The organism is Brevibacillus centrosporus (genome assembly GCF_003710815.1).
Lineage (GTDB): Bacteria > Bacillota > Bacilli > Brevibacillales > Brevibacillaceae > Brevibacillus > Brevibacillus centrosporus.
The window spans coordinates 390,049-409,498 of the sequence record NZ_RHHP01000001.1; the positions used below are offsets into that span (position 1 = coordinate 390,049).

A 19,450-nucleotide genomic window follows, 5' to 3' on the forward strand; every position below is an offset into this window, starting at 1 on the left:
ATTATAGACCCTGCCCAAAGCTTTGTCAACCATTTTCCCTTGACAGCTTAGTTCGTCAGGAAGGTTTCTTCGGCTGCTCATTTAGGTAAGCAACCGCGTCATTTACAGTCTTAACCGGCACGATTCGCATTTTGGTCCCGATGCGCTTGGCTGTTGCCAAAGCCTCTTCGTAATTCGAATCGGCGCCTGGCGTGTCCTGTGGGGCGAAAAAGATGTCTGCACCTGCCTTGTCCGCCGCGACAACCTTGTGATTGATCCCGCCTATCCTGCCTACGGTGCCGTCCAAAGCAATCGTACCCGTTCCGGCAATCCTGTAGCCTTTCGTCATGTCAGCATCGGTCTTCAGCTGGTCGTAAATCTCCAGCGTCATCATCAATCCAGCAGATGGACCACCGATACCTTGAGACGCAATGTTGACCTTTTTCGGGATCACGATATTTTGTTTATTGTCCGGACGAACGCCGATTCCCACCGATTTTGATTCAGGCAGTGTTACCAAGGTTAACATCGTTTTGGCTTCTTGTCCATCTCTTACATAAGCAAGTAAGACCGTATCTCCGGCTTTCTTTTTAGAAAGGATCTGGAGCAGGTCTTTGGCCTCTGGAGTCGGTACACCATCTACGGAGGTGATCACATCGCCGATTTTCAGTTCCTTTTTCGCTGGATATCCATCGATGGTGCCCATAACCCAGACGCCCTGCTTTTCCACTTTGACATCATAGCCCGCCAATTTGAATGCAACGGCTTCCGCCAGCTTTTGCGAATTATCCATGACGGCCTGCTCGCGTTTGACGAAGTCTTCGTTGCTCTCTCCCTGACTGACCACGAGCTCCTTTTGCATCAGCTCCGCATCCGGAGAAACCTGTGCATATACGTACCAAGCGAGATTGGCTTCTCCCATGCGTACGGTGGTTAACATGAACGTGCCCGTTTCATCTTTCTTGCCGCCTTCCACCTCAATCATCGGGGCCAGATCAATAGCTGATCCAGGACGCGTGATGTAATAATTTGTTGGGACAAAAAAAGAGAGGCCCAGCGCAACTGAAGCCAGAGCAAGTACCCAGCTGAAGCCCTTAGTACTCTTTGCCCTTCTCTGATTGGAGATAAGCCGATCCTCACTCATTCTACTGCCTCCCAATTCTCGATCATTTCCGAAATGCGCTGAACATGTTCGCGTCCAGCTTGTTCACCCAGCTCAATAATTTCTTCTACGCCGGTATAGGCAATACTGCTATAGTGTCCAACATCCGGTCGGATTACGAGATCAGCTGCCAGAATCCTGTGCCGGAGGATTTCCCGCTCCATGACGTCGATCGTCTGTGCAATTACATCGAAAATCGTAGAAACTTTCATCGGGGTGTCCACTTGCGCTACGTCCACAGCAATGACGATATCCGCCCCCATCTCCTTGATAACGGTAACTGGCACGCGGTCGATCACCCCACCATCCACGAGCAGCCGATTTCCTACTCTCTCCGGAACAAAAATACCCGGTATGGAAATGCTTGCTCGAACTGCCTGATCTATAGGTCCCTCGCGGAAAACGACGCGCTCCCCCGATTCAATATCCGTGGCCACAATGGCAAGCGGCTTGTTCAATTCCTCGATTCGCTTTCCATGGGTGAGCAAGCGAATCAGCTGTTTGATCTTCTCTCCAGATACAAAGCCGAGACTCGGAACGGTTAAGTCAAGCCAATGCTTGCGCTTTAAATTCAAAGCCAGCTTTCCCATCATATGAGGCTCGATCCCATTCGCATACACGGCTGCGATCAAGCTTCCCATGCTGCTCCCCGCAAGCATATCGACATGGATTCCATGACTCTCCAATGCTTTGAGCACACCGATATGGGCAAACCCGCGCGCTCCTCCTGACCCCAAAGCTACACCGATTACCGGTTTACGTTTCGCTGCCATGATCACATTCCCCCTGTAGAAAGCGTATGTGGGGAGTCACAGGTCCAATCACACTCGAAGTCGGATGTCCGAGCATAGTTTGTCAGTTCGTGACGTAGACATGTACTATTCTTGTATTCGGCTCAGGAGGAATCCATGTCACGCCACTCTCCGATTCTCACCCTGTTGTTCGCCCTATCGACGATTGCCCTCGTGCTCATGCTGGTTGCCTATTCGCAAATCTCTTTTGAGGCTGCTGTTCGCGGCTTGAAGATATGGTGGGAAGTGGTCTTCCCCTCTACCCTGCCATTCATTGTCCTCTCGGAGATTTTAATGGGTCTCGGTGTCGTACATTTCGTCGGGGTCTTGCTGGAGCCTTTGATGCGCCCACTGTTTAACGTACCCGGCACTGGTGGATTCGTGCTTGCCATGGGGTTCTCCTCAGGCTATCCCGTCGCGGCCAAACTAACCACTCGCTTACGTCAGCAAGGGAGCTTGACCCAAGCGGAAGGAGAAAGGCTTGTATCCTTTACCACCACTGGCGACCCCCTCTTTGTCATGGGAGCTGTAGCCATCGGGTTCTTTCACAGTGAGCAAATGGGGCTGATTCTCGCCTTCACCCATTACGTTTCCGCACTTATCATGGGGCTGTTCTACCGCTTTCACGCACCCTTTGCCACAGTCAGCAATCCTCTGGAAAAGACCAATCTGCCTCTCCCGCTTCGCGCCCTGCAAGCCATGCATCGGGCCCGCGTACGAGATGCGCGTCCATTCGGAAAGCTGATGGGTGACGCCGTCCAATCTGCGCTAAACACGCTGTTTATGATCGGCGGTTTCATCATTGTCTTTTCGGTTTTGATCCAGCTATTTTCAGCCATCCACCTGACACATGTGATCAGCACACTACTCTCTGTCTTTCTCGGGCCATTCGGCTTTCCCCCTGCCTTCTCGCATGCGATCGTAGCAGGATTGTTCGAGGTGACATTGGGCGCCCAAGCAGCCAGCGTCGTCCCCGAAGGCGTCTCCATGGTCTGGAAGGCAGCGATCGCAAGCGCTGTTCTGTCCTGGGGCGGCCTGAGTGTACATGCGCAGGTAGCCAGCATTTTAAGTGAAACGGATATTCGAGTTGCGCCTTATTTACTTGCACGCTCGCTCCATGCCCTGCTGGCTGCTATCCTGACCTTTATCGTCTGGGAGCCACTGCGCACCAGCGCCTGGTTTGCAGATAAGAGCCTTCCCGTCTTTCTTCCCACTTCATCCGGAATCCCGGTATTTAGCTGGTGGGAGACATTCTGGCACTCCGGCCTGCTCGCTTTAGGAGTCGGCGCTTTCTTGCTCTTGGTCAGCGGGTTGGTTCGCCAGCTGCGAAGTGGTCGAGTTCGGTAAGCTTTAGCCGTTCATTTTGGCCAGCAAAGCCTGCTCGACAGCTGGGGGAACCAAGTCTTTCACGCTCGCTTTATAGCTCGCTACCTCTTTTACAATACTGGAGCTTAGATACGAATATTGATGGCTGGTCATCATGAAAAACGTCTCCACATTTTCGTTCAGCTTTTTATTCATGGAGGCGACCTGCATTTCGTATTCAAAATCAGAGACAGCGCGCAATCCCCGGATGATCACCTGGGCGTTGCGCTTTTTCATGTAATCGATCAACAGCCCGTCGAACGAGTCCACTTCGACATTGTCCATCTCTGCCGTCACTTGGCGCAATAAATCCACCCGTTCCTCCACACTGAACAAGGACTTTTTCTTTGCGTTGATCAGTACCGCCACAATCACCTTGTCAAAGATTTTTGCCCCACGTGTAATAATATCGAGATGACCATAGGTAACAGGATCAAAACTTCCGGAACAAACGGCAATGTTCACAGTTCATCATCCTTCCTCAAACTTCGTTGCTTCCTCTACGAGATCATCTGTTTCGCTGCGATCACGCTCGTAATAATACAAGGTGACAGCCGTATCTCCATAGGTAGAGGCACGATCCAAAACACATGCGCCAATCTCTTCCGGAAGCTCGACTCCGATGTCATGCTCAGCGACAATCCAGGCTCCGTCAGCCAAAAGTCCAAGCTCTTGAAACAAGCGAATTTCCTCTGCGATTTTCTGGTGAGCGTACGGAGGGTCAAGAAACACCAAATCGAACGCTTGCTTGCGTGCTGCCAGCGTACGGATGGCTCTGTCTGCATCGATACGATAAAGCTCGGCTTGTCCTTCCAGCCTGCACGTTGCGAGGTTCTGTTTCACAACAGCAAAAGCTTTGGCATCCCTCTCCACAAAAACGGCACGCTCAATGCCCCTGCTCAATGCTTCAATCCCTAGTCCGCCCGTTCCTGCGTAAAGGTCCAATGCCCAGCCTCCATCAAAATAAGGGCCAATCATGTTAAAAATCGATTCTTTTACTTTGTCCGTTGTAGGGCGGGTCCCTTTTCCGGGGACTGCCGCGAGCCTACGTCCTTTGTGTTCACCCGCAATGACGCGCATTTTTTTCACCTGTCAGTCCATGAATGATGTAGATTACTTGTGCTTTTCTCAAGAATGATTTCATACTAACACAACTCAAAGAACGCGTAAAATTGCAAGTGGTAAATTTATGCTTACCCGGATGTATACCCTGCAAACATTTGGGAAAAGCTTATGGATAGCGACGCAACGTTGTCGCTGACAACCGCGGAGAAGACTTACGTTTCCCCATAAGCTCTTCCTCCGGTTTCTCCTCTCCCATAATTGAAAGGCGGTTCACTTTGGCGCACGGCGTGTCTGATAGGAGCATTCCGTGCCATCTCTCCCTACGCGGGAGGAGTTGAACAGCTGCCTCGTCGCCTCGTGGTGATGGGGTATTTTTTTTGCTTTCGGACAAAATACTCCTTAGGATGTACCGCCATCCAACGAACCTTTCCGCGTAAGGGAGTGAGCTATCTTGGCAGAAAAGCAACCATCCAAGCAAAAGCTGAAAGCATCCGAGGTCCAATCCATGGCAGATCGTACTGGGGAAGGCGTGGAACAAGCGAGGCAGATGCAATCCGCTGCTGATCAATCGGATATTATCAAGCATGGACAATAGTCCCGTAATTGGCATAAGCCAGCTGCTCTCCTGACGGCTGGCTTTTCGTATGCGCGAATGACTGCATTTCCCTCTGCTCACTGCTGCGCGTTAGCAAATACTATTCTTATGGCGCAGACTGGAGGAATGCTATGCATACGGTTTGGAAAGGATCCATCAGCTTTGGCTTGGTAAACATACCTGTCCGCATGTTCACGGCAACCGAAGAGCGTGATATCCGCTTTCGGCAGCTGCATAAGGATTGCAACACCCCCATCAAATACGCCAAGATGTGTCCCCACTGCGAACGGGAAATCGAACCGAGCGAGATTGTTCGGGGCTATGAATACGAAAAGGGCCACTTTGTCATTATCGATGACGCTGACCTGGAAGCCATCACGCCCGAAACACGCCGTGCCATTGAAATTCTCGATTTCGTCGACTTAACGGAGATCGACCCCATTTACTTTGATAAAAGCTACTTCCTGTCTCCGCAAGAGACGGGTGACAAAGCTTACGCCCTACTCCGTGCTGCTATGGAGCAAACCGGCAAGATCGCCATCGCGCAAGTCACCATGCGCAACCGTCAAAGTCTGGCGGTCGTCCGGTTGTACGAGCATTGCATCATGCTGGAGACGATATATTACCCCGATGAGGTTCGACCTGTCCATCAAGTCCCTGCCCTTCCCGATACGGGTATCGCTCTAGCTGAGAATGAATTAAAAATGGCAACTGAACTGATTAACAATATGAGCGTTCCCTTTGATCCGAGCAAGTACACCGATGAATATCGATCCGAGCTGCAAGCCATGATCGAGAAAAAGCTCGAGGGACAGGAGATCGCGACCTCACCTGCCGTTCCTCGCACGAATGTTATCGACTTGATGCAGGCTCTAAAGGAAAGCCTCGAGGTTACCGCCAGCAATGGTGGAGCCCCAATCAAACTGGAAGCAGAGCCCACACCGGAAAAAGCGCAGCAAAAAACCGGGCGGAAACGAACCGCGACGAACACCAAGGAAGCCTCCACCCCAATCAAACAGGCAGCTGGAGAAAGCCCAGCCTCTGGCTCGACTACGAAGACGCTGCGTCGGAAGAAAACGACTGTATGACTGCCATCTGACAAAAAAACCTGTCCTCCTACGGACAGGTTTTTTGGCTATCTCTGTACGAGCTTTTGCTGCATGATCGGCTCAATGTGGATGTGGACGGTATTGATCTTGTGGACCTTTTTCATACGCTCCTCGATCTTCTCCGTAATGGAATGGCTCTCTACGACATTCAAGTCCGGATCGACGTGGATCACGACATCGACAAGTACACTGCTTCCCAAGTAACGGGCTTTGATGTCCCCGATATCTTCAACCCCGGTAATCCCGGAGATTGTCTCGCGCAGTTGTTCCAGCAAATCCTGATCGAAGCCATCCGTCAACCGATGTGTACAATCACGGAAGATGTCCCAAGCCGTTTTCAGGATGATCAGCCCAACAACAAACGCCGCCAAAGGATCCAGCCAGTTCAGATGAAATTGGGCACCTGCTACACCGACGAACGTCCCGATGCTGACCAACGCGTCCGAGCGATTATCGGCGGAGGCCGCCATCAGCGCCTGGCTGTTCGTTCTCTCAGCCAATGACCGGTTGTAACGATAAACTCCAAACATAATGACCGCTGTGAAAAGAGCTGTCCAGCCCGCCAGCATGCTAGGAGCGGAGTGATTCGGGTCGAGGAAGGTGGGAACCGCGTCCGTAACCACCTGAATCCCAACGAATAGCATAATAAATGATGCGACAAGTGCGGAAATCGTCTCTGCCCGGAAATGGCCATAGGGATGATCCTGGTCAGGTGGTTTGCGGGCAATTTTCAAGCCAATCAGTACCGCAATAGATGCCACGACATCAGTTGAGTTGTTCAACCCGTCAGCCATCAGAGCTTCGGAGCCAGCCATGACAGCAATCGCTATCTTTAAAACGGAGCAAAAAATATAGGCAAAAATACTGACCCACGCCCCGCGTTCCCCTTGTTTAATATTCGAATACACATCCACACGCCATCACCTCTAAAATCTCTGTTGTCGACTACATCGGATAGGAATAAGAAGAACAAGTACACTTGCTAGCTTTTTCCGAACTTCATCGTATCAGACGCACTTCGTGTGGGTCTACAGAAACAGTTTTAGTCCGAGGCACGACTATAGGGAGGGGGAAAATGTGTTGCGCAGCCGCAATCTTTTTTTCCCTGTTCACACTTGCACAAGCATCCAAAAACAGGTATGCTGTCCTTGCAACCAAAAACCAAAATGAATAACAGCACGGGAGCTTGGGAGTTACCAGGCTGAGAGGATGGCTATTGTGCCATCGACCGTTGAACCTGAACTGGGTAATGCCAGCGGAGGAATTGTCATAAACGACACGATTAGATATCGAGTATCTTTAGGATACCCGTATCTTTTCTTCTCTCGCGTCTGGCGTCGCATGCACTCATGCGGCGCTTTTTCGTGGAGCAGAGATTCTTTCCGCCTCCCGGGTTCGCGCTGGATGCAACCACGACAAGGAGGTTTTATTATGTCCAGAACCAGCAAATCACCCTTCTCCATCTCCCCCGTACCAGCTTTACCTGGAAGCCGCAAAATTTATTTACAAGGCAGCACCCCTGACATTCTCGTTCCCATGAGGGAGATTTCCCAGCATCCTACGAAAGGCGTCCACACAGAAACTCTCAATCCACCCGTCCCTGTCTATGACACCAGTGGTCCTTACACAGCTGATGGTTATAGTCCGGATATCCAAAAAGGACTCCCGCGTATCCGTGCCGCTTGGGTTCAATCCCGCCAGGATACAGAAGCTTATCAGGGACGTCCTCTGCAGCCATCGGACGACAACTACAAGCACGACAGCTTCCCCCGAGAGAAACAGCTGCCACTGCGCGCTCGTCCGGGTCGTATCGTCACGCAGCTTCGATATGCGAGGGATGGGATTGTAACACCCGAAATGGAGTTCGTGGCCCTTCGCGAAGGAGTCGATCCCGAGTTTGTGCGTGAAGAGATTGCCCGTGGACGTGCCATTCTTCCCGTCAACATCAATCACCCTGAAAGTGAACCCATGATCATTGGCCGCAGCTTCCATGTGAAGGTGAATGCAAACATCGGCACCTCCGCAGTCACTTCTTCCATCGGAGAGGAAGTGGAAAAAATGATTTGGTCGGTACGCTGGGGCGCTGATACGATCATGGATCTGTCAACCGGCTCTCACATTCATACGACCCGTGAATGGATCATCCGCAACTGCCCGGTACCAGTCGGCACGGTTCCGATCTATCAGGCTCTGGAGAAGGTAAAGGGAAAAGCGGAGGATCTTACCTGGGAGATCTATCGGGATACCTTGATCGAACAGGCTGAGCAAGGGGTGGACTACTTTACGATCCACGCCGGGGTGCTGCTGCGCTATATCCCGCTTACTGCCAAGCGTGTAACCGGCATCGTTTCTCGAGGGGGCTCCATCCTCGCTGCCTGGTGCCTCGCTCACCACGAAGAGAATTTTCTCTATACGCACTTTGAAGAAATTTGCGAGATCCTGCAGGCATACGATATCGCTGTTTCGTTAGGAGACGGGCTGCGCCCAGGCTCCATCGCCGACGCTAATGACGAAGCGCAGTTTGCAGAGCTGGAAACCTTAGGAGAGCTGACTCGAATCGCATGGAAATACGATGTTCAGGTGATGATTGAAGGCCCCGGCCACGTCCCTATGCATCAAATCAAGGAGAACATGGAAAAGCAGCTGACGCTATGCCACGAAGCTCCCTTCTACACATTAGGGCCTTTGACGACAGATATCGCACCTGGCTATGACCACATCACATCGGCTATCGGCGCTGCCATGATCGGTTGGTTTGGTACAGCCATGCTGTGCTACGTCACCCCGAAAGAACATCTGGGGCTGCCAAACAAGGAGGACGTGCGAAACGGGCTGATCGCGTACAAAATCGCCGCCCACGCTGCTGATCTGGCGAAGGGCCATCCGCGAGCCAAAGAGCGAGATGACGCCTTGTCCAAGGCCCGCTTTGAATTTCGCTGGGTCGATCAGTTCAACCTCTCTCTCGACCCTGAGCGTGCCAGGGAGTACCATGATGAAACGCTTCCCTTTGAGGGGGCGAAATCTGCGCATTTTTGCTCTATGTGCGGTCCCAAATTTTGCAGCATGAAAATTACGCAGGACATCCGGGCCTATGCGCAAGAAAAGCAACTGAAGGATGAAAACGCACTGGAAATCGGGATGAAGGAAAAAGCCGAGCAGTTTCGCTCCCAAGGAAATCGGCTGTACACCTAGCACCAAAAAGGAGGTACGTTTCTATGGATCAGGCTATCCAGCTACGCGATGAAATCCAGCGTTTGCAGGAGCTCACCCGTGAGCACCAGCGTAAGCTCCTTGCTTTGCAAAAAAATTGTGCCCACCAGTTTCAGGAGACAGCACTGTCCCGCACCTGCGTGAAGTGTCTTTTGACGGAGAGCCTCTACTATTAATAGGGAATAAAATAGACAGTAAAAAGACCGAAGAGCAGCTCTCTTCGGTCTAATCATTACCTTGCTTTGTCCATCACTCGTTCATAAACCGAACGCTTTTGCTTCCCAGGTCACCTAGCCGCCACAACGCGATGCTGCGATAGCCTTCACCGGATACGATCTCTGCCCATGCCTGGAGAGTGGTTTCATCTGCGTACCAGACCGTATGCTTTTGTTTGTGCTGGTCGACATACTGAAAGTGGATACTGCCGCTGGCGTTATCTCTTCGCGGCATTTCCAAACTGGACTTCGCGAGCTCGGCAGCCTGCTTTTCCGTTACAGCAGCAGCCTCTCCATTTTCAGCCCAGTCGAAGCCACCCGCTGATAAAGCAATCACTTTATCGCCCGGAACCACCTTCATCCGAGTCGTAAGCTCCGTAATAAAGGAGCGGTCAGCCTTTGGTCCAGGATCACTTTGCAAGCCGTGCAGATTGTAGGCCATCATGACATAGACCGGCCCCTCTGGCAGCGAAAGAGTTTCAATCGGCGTTCGTGGTTCCAGCACGATCCGCAGCGTTTTATCCTGCTCCTGCAGCCGCAGATAAAGCTCCTTGAAGAACGCTAGCAGATTTCCCCAATCCTTTTCCTCGATGCGCTCGTAGTCGATTTCTACCCCATGAAACTGATACGCTTCCACGGCTTTCATGATCTGGTCGATGTGCTTGCTCCGACTTTCCTCGGTCGCCATCAGCCTTGTGATAAGCGCTGGGTCTTTTTGAATATCGGTACCATCCTTGCGCTTCTGGTCATTGACGATCGTCAAATCGACATGCACGAGACTGCTTCTTCGCGAGATCTCTTGGACTTTTGGGAGTCCTTTTTGAAAGGATTCCGTGAAAAACAGGTTGTCCGCCTCATCAAAGTAAGCAGCAAACATTTGTACATTCGTCAGTCCATTTGTCATGCCCTGCAGATCATCCGCACCAGATTCCCACTGCCAATCCACGACCCAGGCACTTTTCTTCAATGGCACCTCTGCCGCAGACACCGATTTCTCTGCATCGGATACGCCACCGATCCCACAGCCAGTCACAACCACTGTGAATAGGCTCATATAAAGGAAGCGAACGATCCAAAGCTTCTTTCTAGCCAATCTTCTCAACTGCCTGCGCCTCCTTCTCCACCCGATTAGAACGTTTCCATCACCCAGTCCACTGTGGTGGTAAAGGCGTCTTTCATCCTGTTAACCGCTTTTTCCATCCCTGTGTAAGAATTGCGGAACAAAATTTGCTCTTGGTCACTTGCGCCATTTTGTATCGAGGATATCTTCACATCTGTAAAGACCCCATCGTAAATATCGTCTTGTTTGTTCTTTTCACTGTATGCGGACCCCAATGCTACTCCTCCGCTGGCAATCGCGCTGTCAATCGCTTGTTGATTGACTTTGAGCGCATTGTCCACCGAAACGCTCAGCTTGTCCCCTTGAATCACAATATCCATCTGTCGTGTATTTTGAATGTTGACGGGATATCCTTCGTCTTCATCCGGAGCTCCTGCTTCTGTTTGTGATTTTGTATAAACCGTCGCTTTGTCGTACGCCAAATCCTCTGGCTGCCACAGCACTTCACTCAGTTTCGTGGAATAAAGCCCTACTGGCTCCTGGCCCGCTTTTTTCTGCTCGACAATCAATGTATTATCATGCAAAGTCACACGGACAAACGAGCCTTTTTCTCGGTCATCACGAAGGTAGATAGACTGCTTCCCGACGACATTCCCTTCCAGCTTTGCAGAAATACGCAGATCTTGGCTGCCAGAAGAATTATCCAGGAACAGTCTGCCTTCTTCCGCTGGCGGGGAAGTCAGCACAATCTTGTTTCCCTGGAATTCCTCCGCGCCGCTCTCCAATCTCCACTGCTGTGCCAACTGCTCGTCACCATGAACGAACTTCATTTTCTGCTGGGTATCACTTTGGATTTTCATCAGAAGGTGGTTCGTGTACCAGTACGGATCAGGCTGGAGCCTTGTCAGATCGTAAAGGCTGTCCTTGTTGGAATTGTACGCAGTCCCTTCCCGGTTGAAGTGCATCGCAAAGGTCTTGCGAATATTGGCATCATTGACGTCGGAAACAAGCCGGTTCATCCCACCATACAGGGTATTGGCGTGCATGATCATATACACTTTCGGGACAAATCCCAATGTATCCGTATAGATCTCCCTCATTTGATCGTAATCCTGTGTGATCCGGGCCTCCATCATCGAACGATCCTCAATCGGAATCATATTACTGTCACGAATGAAGTCCATGAGATAGTGGTTGTAGTACTCCACATGATGTTTGGTCGGCAATTCGTTTTCATCTCGTACACCAATGAAGTTACCTTGTCGATCAAAAATATTGATATACGTCAAACGATAGCCATTCGTACCCAGCTCCCAGAAGCCACCTTCCTGCATGTTCAGCAAGTCCTTGGGTTGCAGAAACTTGTTGTCGCTGTTGCCCATCTTGTTGGCATACGACAGGGCTGTCGCTTTGAAATTGTACTTCTCCAAAAGAGGCTGTGCAAACAGATGCGAGTCGTTGCGCCCATCTTCAAAAGACAGGAACAATGCCTTTTCAGGAAGCGGCTTTTTCTCATTGTAAAAATCAAGGATATCCTGCTGTGATATCGTCACGTATCCTTGGTTTCGCAGCGCTTGCAGCTGTTCATCCAGATGGGCTTTGGCAATGAGCTTTGGCGTTCCTGATCGACCGACACCGAAATAGGAAATAGCGATAAAGCCTTTGTCATTCTGCCATGTGCGATGATCTGCTTCCGCATAGCTTTTTGTATCAAACACAGCCTGATAAAGCAAAATGCCCACGGCCAGCAAAATCACGAATTGGACAATCGTACGTTTCACCTTTCTGCGATTTTTCTGGTGATAGTCAAGGGCGGATTCCCGTTTTCTTCTCATCTTCTCTGGCACCCTCATTCCTTGAATCTAACCGTGCGACGGCTAAAAGGGCAATCCCATTCCCTTTTTCTTTCTTTGCTTGCGCGCTTCTTTTCTTTGCCGTGCCTCGATATCTTGTGGTGTCTCCCGCGTCCCCCAGGTCGACTTCCAAAAGGTCACCCATGCGACTGGCATCTGCCACAGCAATACAAATTCATAGAAGATGCAAAAGACCAACCCGAATACCCACAGCTTGCTTCGGCGATACAGCAGGTGCGCCAGACTCATCAGCAAAGCCATGAGAAACAGCCCCATGAGAAACGTTCCGGGAAATACGCGATGTACGATCGGCACGTAGACGAGGTTGTACAAGACAATGACCGGTGCGGCAATCGGCACGATCAGACCAATATAGAAGAACAAGGCCATAAAGGGCTCCTTCTTCCAAATAAACATACTCGCGCGCAGGGATTCCCGCAGCCAGGACCGCTTCCAGCGCATTTGCTGCTTTAAAAACACGCTCATGTCAGAAGGAACAATCGTCGAACAAATCGCTGCATCCTGGTACGAGGTCCGATGGGTCTTTAATATAAAATTGGTCATACTGCGGTCATCCCCGAAAGTGGCTGGCTGCCCGAGAAACTTTTGTGTAAGCCATGCCTCGGAATGCTGCATCACCAAATCCTTTCGATAGCACGAAAGCGGACCAGACAAGCAGGTTACACTGTCAAACCACGCTTCTGCTGCCTTCATAATGCGAAAGGCTATGTAGTAACGCACAGTTTGCAGCTTGGTGATGGCATTCGTGAATTTGTTCTCCACGTCTGTGCGGCCAGCCACCCCTCCCATTTTCGGATCCTGAAAAGGCTGTACCAGATGACGAATGGCAGTTGGCTCCAAGAAACTATCTGAATCAACGAACACGACTAAATCATGCTTCGCCATTTCCACTCCTTTGACGAGAGCTACCCGCTTCCCGCCATTTTCAGGGAGCACAAACATGCGCACACGTTCTTTGGTCATAAAGCGCTCTGCCTCACTATGGATCAGCGAAATGACCTTTTCGATCTGCTCGACGGATCGATCCGTGGAACGGTCATCGACTACGATCACTTCCACTTTGTCGATGGGATAGTTCTGATTTACACAGCTTAATATCGTACGATGAATCCACTGCTCTTCATTAAAACATGGAATGATAATGGATACGCCTGGCGTAAAGTCGTGATTAACAGGGACATCCCGATATAAGGCGCCGAAAAAATAGCGCGTCAGCAAAAAGGCCGCAGCAATCAAGCTATACAAATACAGCAAAATATTGTACTTAAAATAAATAATGCTCTCTGCTCTCATCAGCATGATAAAGAGTGACGCTACCAGCAGCAACGCACTCGAGGTATAAATGGCATAGCCCCAGCGCTTTTTTTGAAAGTATTCGGTAAGCGGCTTGGCAAACTCAAAAGCCACCAGCCACTTTACTTGACCGTCTTCTTCGTCGGAAAAAGCGCGGACGACTCTTCCATCCATCTGTACGGATGATTCAAATCCTTCCGGCATCGTACCAGGAGGAATGCTGCAGTGAATACTCACCACTTGTCCCAAGCGAAGCCGCTCCTCTGAAGCGGGACCAAATTCCACGAGTATCCCCGTGGAAGAAATATCAATGGCTTTGCCTTTGATCGCATCCTTTTTTTGACTGCGGCGCGTGTAGACCAACACAGGAAAGTTTGCCACGTATCGCAAGCTGAGAAGACGCAGCTTGTCCAAGTATTCAGGATCTGCTTCGTTCACACTGGCTGCCGTGCTTTCTTTGACTCCTCTTCGGTCCGATATACTTCGTATTTTTTCCGGGTCAGGAACATTGGATAGAAGTCTTCGGTCCGAACGTGAAACCGTTAAAACCTCTTCCACCTTCTTCTTTTTCTTCTTCCCTATCACTGTCGCCCTCTCCAATCCCTCTTACAAGCTCCAGTAATGATATCCTCTGTTCTCGAAAGCGTCTCTGGAATAGATGCCTTTGACATCTATCATCACTTTTTTCTTCTTGCTTCCAAAGATTCGTTCGTAATCCTCGATTTGCAAGTTTTCGAATATCGTGTGCGGGACAGCTACTACTACGACATCCATATCGCAAAGGGCATCCAGAGCAGACAGCTCAATCCCATATTCTTTGTATGCGAGCGCTGGATCGACTAACGGATCGACGACAAGCGTTGCCATCCCGTATTCCTGCAGCTCATCAATAATGTCGGTCACTTTCGTGTTGCGAATGTCTGCACAGTTTTCCTTATATGCCAATCCTAAAATGCCGATCTTCACATTTTCAAAGTCCAGCTTCAAACGGACGACCGTCTTGATGATCTGCTCCGCAATGTATTTACCCATCCCGTCGTTGATATGCCTGCCGGCGAGGATGATTTTCGAGCGGTACCCGCTGTCCTCTGCCTTGTAGGTCAAGTAATAGGGATCGATACCGATGCAATGACCGCCAACCAGCCCAGGTGTGAACTTGAGGAAGTTCCACTTCGTGCCAGCTGCTTCCAAAACTGCCTTGGTGTTGATTCCCATCTGATGAAACAGCATCGCAAGTTCATTCATAAAGGCGATATTGATATCCCGCTGGGCATTTTCAATGACCTTGGCCGCTTCCGCCACTTTAATGCTCTCCGCACGATACACTCCTGCTTCTACTGCGAGACTGTAAACTTTTGCAACCGTATCTGTCGTCTCTTCATCGATTCCGGAAACGATTTTCATGATGTTTTCGAAGCGGTGCACCTGATCGCCCGGATTGATTCGTTCCGGGGAATAGCCTACTTTGAAGTCGCTTCCGCATTTCATACCGGAGATGCTCTCCAGAATAGGGATGCATACTTCTTCCGTCACACCTGGATAGACTGTCGATTCAAAAACGACGACAGACCCCTTAGGCATTTGTCTTGCCACGGTACGGGTCGCTTCCTGCACGTAGTACAGATCGGGAATGTTGCCGCTTTTGATGGGGGTAGGAACAGCGACAATGAAAAACCGTGCATGTGCAAGCTTCGTCTCGTCATACGTAAAGTCAATCGTACTCGCACCCAGACGCTCGTCCTCTATACTCCCATCGGTACAGATTCCCTGCTCTAAAGCTTGGATCTTCTGCTGATTCACATCAAAGCCGATGACATCCACTTTTTGCGCCAGTGCTACTGCCACCGGCAATCCCACGTACCCGAGACCCAATACCGCAATTTTCTCTTGGCGGTCTACAATTGCTTCATACAGCTTCATCCCGAACCCTTCTTTCTTGCCTGTTCGATTATGGACCAAACATTTCGCTCATTTTCACGAAGGTGTAGCCTCTGCTTCTCAGCTTATCGATCACGATGGGCAGAGCTTCGATCGTGTGAATGTCATCTAACAAATGCAGCAATATGACACTTCCGTTTTGCGTTTGCTCCAAAATCGCTCGGACGATCTCATCTGGCGTCGTGGTCTTCAAATAATCGGAAGGATCAACGTCAAAATCGGTCACGGTATGATATCCCGTAGCACCGATCACCTGCAGTGTATTTGCATCAAACACCCCGGTTGGGGGACGAAAATACATCGTGGGCTTCTCTTGAATAGCTTCCGTAATAATTTGATGAGCTTTGACGATCTCTTGCTGCAGCTGCTCAGGGGAAACTTGTGTAACGACCGGATGCGAATAGCTGTGATTCGCTACATCATGTCCGGCTTCCGCGATGGCCCTAGCCAAATTGGGGTTTTTCTCTACTCCGTCCGCCCACAGGAAAAAAGTCGCCTGCACATGATACTTGTCCAGAATGTCCAGGATTTTTGTTATCGTCTGATCGGTTCCCCAATCGTCAAAGGACAGCGCCACTTGCTTTTTATTCGTCTCTTGCTTGGTAAATACCCTATATGTGGCGTGGCGATAGTCCGTGTTTACTTTCGCTGCATCAAAGCCAGCAATCTCTTGCAGTGGTTTACGCTCGTCTCCATTCTCGATCAGCTTCTGCAACGGAACGAACTGGTACCCGACATCTTCCGCCAATCGAGCGAGGAGAGCAATATTTCCCAGAAGCTGTTTATTTTCTTCCGTATCCATCGCAATAATCCCACCGCGATTGATGTACTTGCGTAGGTAATGACTTTTTTGCGACTCCGATTCGGATTGCCAGTTGTGCAGGAAAAGACTGTATGAGATCACGGCACTCTGCCCGTTTTCCGAGGCTGCCAATCGGATGTCATCCGTAAACTCTCCCGATTTGGTCCGGACATAGCGTGTTGTGATTCCCAGCTTTTTTTGAATAACCTCTTTGCCAAGCTTGATTTCAGAATCGATCTCCTCATAGGGAAGCTTGGTCAGATCCAGCTGATTTAATGTGTTGTTTTCGATTTCATGGCCACGTGAAGCGATCTCTCTCGCCAGCTCGGGTTCTTCCGCCACTCTCATCCCTGGCAAAAAGAAGGTCGCCTTCAGATGATACTTTTCCAATTCATCCAGAAGCTGCTTCATCGTTGCACTGTCCGCCATGCCATTGAAAGTCAGCGAGAGTTCTCTCTGGGTTGTATACACATAAGGGATGGCTTTACTCTCTTCACCAGTGAACCGAATCGCCTTTTGTGCAACTCTGGCTTTTGGAGCGTTATACCCAATCGTTTGTGCATCTGACGTACAGCCTGCCGGGATCACCGACAAACACATCGTCCATACGACCCAGAGCAAGAGCTTTCTCCTGATTTTCCCGGTTCGTTCTATCATTTTTTTCCCCTCTTCGAAACCGTTATCCGATCATTTCCGAACTTACCTTCCCCATACTACTCGCTGTTGCATGTGTTGTACTACTGACAAATCCATACAAGCCTGCTGCTGCCGAGATCCCTTATCTATTTGCAAATATTGTATAGGAGAAAACACCTACATGTACAGACTTGTTTCGACAAATTTTTCTAGAAAACGCAATTATATTAGGTCTTTAGTACCGATAATTAAATATTTTTCGACATTATCTTCCAATAAAAAAGGCGAGAACCCAAACCGGACTCTTCGCCTCTTTTTCCTACCGAATAGATTTTGTCTGCAGCGGCATGCCTTCTTTATAATAGAGAGAAGGAGACAACAGCATAAAAAAGATATGGGTATTCTCAAAGCCATGTGGCCTGAGAACGTCATGGATCATTCTGGCGATCGCATCATGTTTTTTCTGTTCCCGCTCAAACATAAGAATTTCTACCGAAAGCGGACTGTTCGTAATTTGCTCCACCTGAAGCAACTCGATTTTTACTTTTTCCTTCGCGATTTCTGCAATGCGGGCAAACTCCTCGACAATCTCAGGAGAAACCCCTTGCAGCCACTCCTTTTCAAACCCTTTAAATCGAAGAAACGGCAAGACAATTCCTTCTTTCCCTGAACATGATCGCAAGCATGTCCATAAAATAATTTCTATAGTAATTATAAACATCATTCTCTTTACGGATCAAATAAAAATCTGTGAATACAGCCAACCGGGCACTAAGGAGGGCTATATCAGAGAATCGGATCCGACGTCAAATGGTGTGGTGGACGTACCACAAAGACGGGAGTGATTCAGCCAGATATAGCCCAAGGATTACTGTTAGTATAACCCGAGAATTAATACTTAATCAATTAAAAAGTTTCGTAAAATTCCAATCTTTTCAAGCCATTTCCTCACTCTTTTAGAGACGCTTTGACCAGCGCCATCGTCGTCATTACCATCCCTGAGATAAAAAAGGATAGCGTCCAAGCAAGGCTCAGCCATACAAACGAAAGCAGTGTGGATGAAATCGTAATCAGTAACCAGTTGTATGCCTCTACGTATTTCCCCATATGCTAACATCCCTTTTTCATGATTCTCGCATCCTCACAGGATATTCTTTCGATTAGGCACGCTCTGCCTGCCAGAAATATTCAGCAAATATGTCTGCAAAAGCCTCTACCGTCTGATAGCATTCTTCCAATGTATTTCCCGTACCGCCCACTTCGATCAACAAGCTGCCAGAAGATACATGCTGGTTGTACTCTCCGTTTCCTTCATTTTCCCCTTTGTCGTCTACCCCTCGTGTGATGCCAGGGTATTTCTTGTTTAGCAGCTCTGTCAGCTCATTGGCTATCTTGAGATTTTCCTTGTAGTTCGGATTTCCTTTTCCGATCACAATCATCATCCGCGCATAGGTTTTTCCTTTGATCGTTGCCGTAGTTCTTTCCCGTGGAGAGTCGTCGCGATGCAGGTCGAAGAAGTAATGCAGCTTCCGGTTCTTTTCTGCTGCAGCCGTAATGGCCTTCAAAGATTGCGCGTACGAGTACGGGTAGCTTTTGTTTTGGTCAAGCAGCTCCTGATAAATGTCTCTGTCCAGAAACTCTGCTTTAATTCCGCGATCATTCAGAAGCTCGGCCAAACGCTTGCTTACTAATGAAATGTTTTCCGTCTTATGGTCTACCGAAAGAGTGCCTGGAAGTGGACTCGTCACGTTCAGCCATGACTCACGGTTGTGCGTGTTATATACGAGGACCTCCCTTACCTGTTCCTTGGTTTCTTTCGTCGATGCTGCTTGCTCTTTGTGATCCGTCGGTGCCGTATTCTCAGGCTGCTTCGGTACAGCTGGGGGGACAGAAGCTGCGACGCTTTGCACAGGTGCCGCTGATTCCATTCTCAGTGCGAGGTCGTGGTCGTCCCATTCCTTTTTTTGTGCTTCCTGTTCATAGGCGAGTATTCCGGGCAGCTCTTTGCCAAAGAGGCTCAGAGGGTCCCCCGGCATCAAACCCGTCACGGACTGAATCAAACGGTCGGTAAGCGGCGGCTTTGGCTGCTTGCTGCTGGCTTGTACGGTATGTGTCAAATACGGAATCACGGTCCCCATGCCTTCTAGAAGCACATCGCCAGATAGCTTCGATGCCACGAGCTGAAGCACCGGTACTTGAGCGGTTTTCGGAAAAAGGTTATAAGAAAGCAACCCTGTCAAATTAAACAACAGGGCCGTAATCAGTGCAAGGATGACAAACAGACGGTGCAGATGCCCAACCATCTTTGCTCCCCCTTCTTGCGGATAAGCCGTCTCTCCCTAAGGTATGCTGCAAA

Annotated in this window: 18 protein-coding genes and 1 riboswitch; of the genes, 5 read left to right on the forward strand and 13 right to left on the reverse strand. The window is 49.7% G+C overall.

The annotated features are described in order from the left end of the window. Window positions 1-55 precede the first annotated feature (55 nt). Together EDM55_RS01980 and EDM55_RS01985 are read right to left on the reverse strand one after the other, a co-directional pair. Window positions 56-1,123 (reverse strand): SepM family pheromone-processing serine protease, encoded by a 1,068-nt coding sequence (locus EDM55_RS01980; RefSeq protein WP_092266608.1) that lies wholly within the window; start codon window positions 1,121-1,123, stop codon window positions 56-58. Further along, window positions 1,120-1,914 carry a patatin-like phospholipase family protein gene (locus EDM55_RS01985; protein WP_092266607.1) on the reverse strand — a complete coding sequence of 265 codons (795 nt, stop codon included), beginning with the start codon at window positions 1,912-1,914 and terminating at the stop codon, window positions 1,120-1,122. The genes EDM55_RS01980 and EDM55_RS01985 overlap by 4 nt, the downstream gene beginning before the upstream one ends. Window positions 1,915-2,049: 135 nt before the next feature. Here EDM55_RS01985 and spoVV point away from each other — a divergent pair, with 135 nt between their 5' ends. Beyond that, window positions 2,050-3,279, forward strand: a complete 1,230-nt coding sequence (spoVV, locus tag EDM55_RS01990) for a dipicolinic acid transporter SpoVV (protein ID WP_092266606.1) — start codon at window positions 2,050-2,052, stop codon at window positions 3,277-3,279. Window positions 3,280-3,282: 3 nt separating this feature from the next. Here the strand turns inward: spoVV and coaD are convergent, their stop codons facing one another. Further along, window positions 3,283-3,762 (reverse strand): pantetheine-phosphate adenylyltransferase, encoded by a 480-nt coding sequence (gene coaD / locus EDM55_RS01995; protein WP_092266605.1) that lies wholly within the window; start codon window positions 3,760-3,762, stop codon window positions 3,283-3,285. 6 nt (window positions 3,763-3,768) lie between these two features. Then, window positions 3,769-4,377 (reverse strand): 16S rRNA (guanine(966)-N(2))-methyltransferase RsmD, encoded by a 609-nt coding sequence (gene rsmD, locus EDM55_RS02000; RefSeq protein ID WP_092266604.1) that lies wholly within the window; start codon window positions 4,375-4,377, stop codon window positions 3,769-3,771. Between the two features lie 436 nt (window positions 4,378-4,813). On the opposite strand from rsmD, the gene EDM55_RS30095 reads away from it, so the two are divergent. Both EDM55_RS30095 and ku read left to right on the forward strand, forming a co-directional pair. Next, window positions 4,814-4,957 carry a hypothetical protein gene (locus EDM55_RS30095; protein WP_170184283.1) on the forward strand — a complete coding sequence of 48 codons (144 nt, stop codon included), beginning with the start codon at window positions 4,814-4,816 and terminating at the stop codon, window positions 4,955-4,957. 131 nt (window positions 4,958-5,088) lie between these two features. Further along, window positions 5,089-6,045 (forward strand): non-homologous end joining protein Ku, encoded by a 957-nt coding sequence (gene ku, locus EDM55_RS02005; RefSeq protein WP_092266603.1) that lies wholly within the window; start codon window positions 5,089-5,091, stop codon window positions 6,043-6,045. A gap of 47 nt (window positions 6,046-6,092) precedes the next feature. On the opposite strand, the gene EDM55_RS02010 is transcribed toward ku, so the two are convergent. Continuing rightward, a complete protein-coding gene (locus EDM55_RS02010; protein WP_092266602.1) occupies window positions 6,093-6,980 on the reverse strand; it encodes a cation diffusion facilitator family transporter in 888 nt (295 codons plus the stop codon). Window positions 6,981-7,234: 254 nt separating this feature from the next. After that, window positions 7,235-7,346, forward strand: a riboswitch (TPP riboswitch). A 151-nt stretch (window positions 7,347-7,497) separates the two neighbouring features. Here EDM55_RS02010 and thiC point away from each other — a divergent pair. Beyond that, window positions 7,498-9,258, forward strand: a complete 1,761-nt coding sequence (gene thiC, locus EDM55_RS02015) for a phosphomethylpyrimidine synthase ThiC (RefSeq protein WP_174769236.1) — start codon at window positions 7,498-7,500, stop codon at window positions 9,256-9,258. Between the two features lie 23 nt (window positions 9,259-9,281). Next, on the forward strand, window positions 9,282-9,452 hold the full coding sequence (locus EDM55_RS30100; RefSeq protein WP_170184282.1) for a hypothetical protein: 171 nt from the start codon (window positions 9,282-9,284) through the stop codon (window positions 9,450-9,452). Window positions 9,453-9,525: 73 nt separating this feature from the next. Here EDM55_RS30100 and EDM55_RS02020 read toward each other — a convergent pair whose 3' ends face one another. The 8 genes from EDM55_RS02020 to spoIIP form a co-directional block, all read right to left on the reverse strand. After that, a complete protein-coding gene (locus tag EDM55_RS02020) occupies window positions 9,526-10,593 on the reverse strand; it encodes a glycosyl hydrolase family 18 protein (RefSeq protein WP_122959483.1) in 1,068 nt (355 codons plus the stop codon). Between the two features lie 26 nt (window positions 10,594-10,619). Further along, entirely contained in the window at window positions 10,620-12,386 is a 1,767-nt protein-coding gene (locus EDM55_RS02025; RefSeq protein WP_122959484.1) for a polysaccharide deacetylase family protein, read from the reverse strand. Between the two features lie 42 nt (window positions 12,387-12,428). After that, entirely contained in the window at window positions 12,429-14,303 is a 1,875-nt protein-coding gene (locus EDM55_RS02030) for a glycosyltransferase (protein WP_170184281.1), read from the reverse strand. 21 nt (window positions 14,304-14,324) lie between these two features. Continuing rightward, window positions 14,325-15,638 carry a nucleotide sugar dehydrogenase gene (locus tag EDM55_RS02035; RefSeq protein ID WP_122959485.1) on the reverse strand — a complete coding sequence of 438 codons (1,314 nt, stop codon included), beginning with the start codon at window positions 15,636-15,638 and terminating at the stop codon, window positions 14,325-14,327. A 28-nt stretch (window positions 15,639-15,666) separates the two neighbouring features. Continuing rightward, entirely contained in the window at window positions 15,667-17,115 is a 1,449-nt protein-coding gene (locus EDM55_RS02040; protein ID WP_122959486.1) for a polysaccharide deacetylase family protein, read from the reverse strand. Between the two features lie 298 nt (window positions 17,116-17,413). Then, complete coding sequence (locus tag EDM55_RS02045) at window positions 17,414-17,743, reverse strand: DUF1904 family protein (protein WP_092266595.1); 330 nt, start codon at window positions 17,741-17,743, stop codon at window positions 17,414-17,416. Window positions 17,744-18,042: 299 nt separating this feature from the next. Continuing rightward, on the reverse strand, window positions 18,043-18,201 hold the full coding sequence (locus EDM55_RS30105; RefSeq protein WP_170184280.1) for a hypothetical protein: 159 nt from the start codon (window positions 18,199-18,201) through the stop codon (window positions 18,043-18,045). Window positions 18,202-18,254: 53 nt separating this feature from the next. Beyond that, a complete protein-coding gene (spoIIP, locus tag EDM55_RS02050; RefSeq protein WP_122959487.1) occupies window positions 18,255-19,397 on the reverse strand; it encodes a stage II sporulation protein P in 1,143 nt (380 codons plus the stop codon). Window positions 19,398-19,450 lie beyond the last annotated feature (53 nt).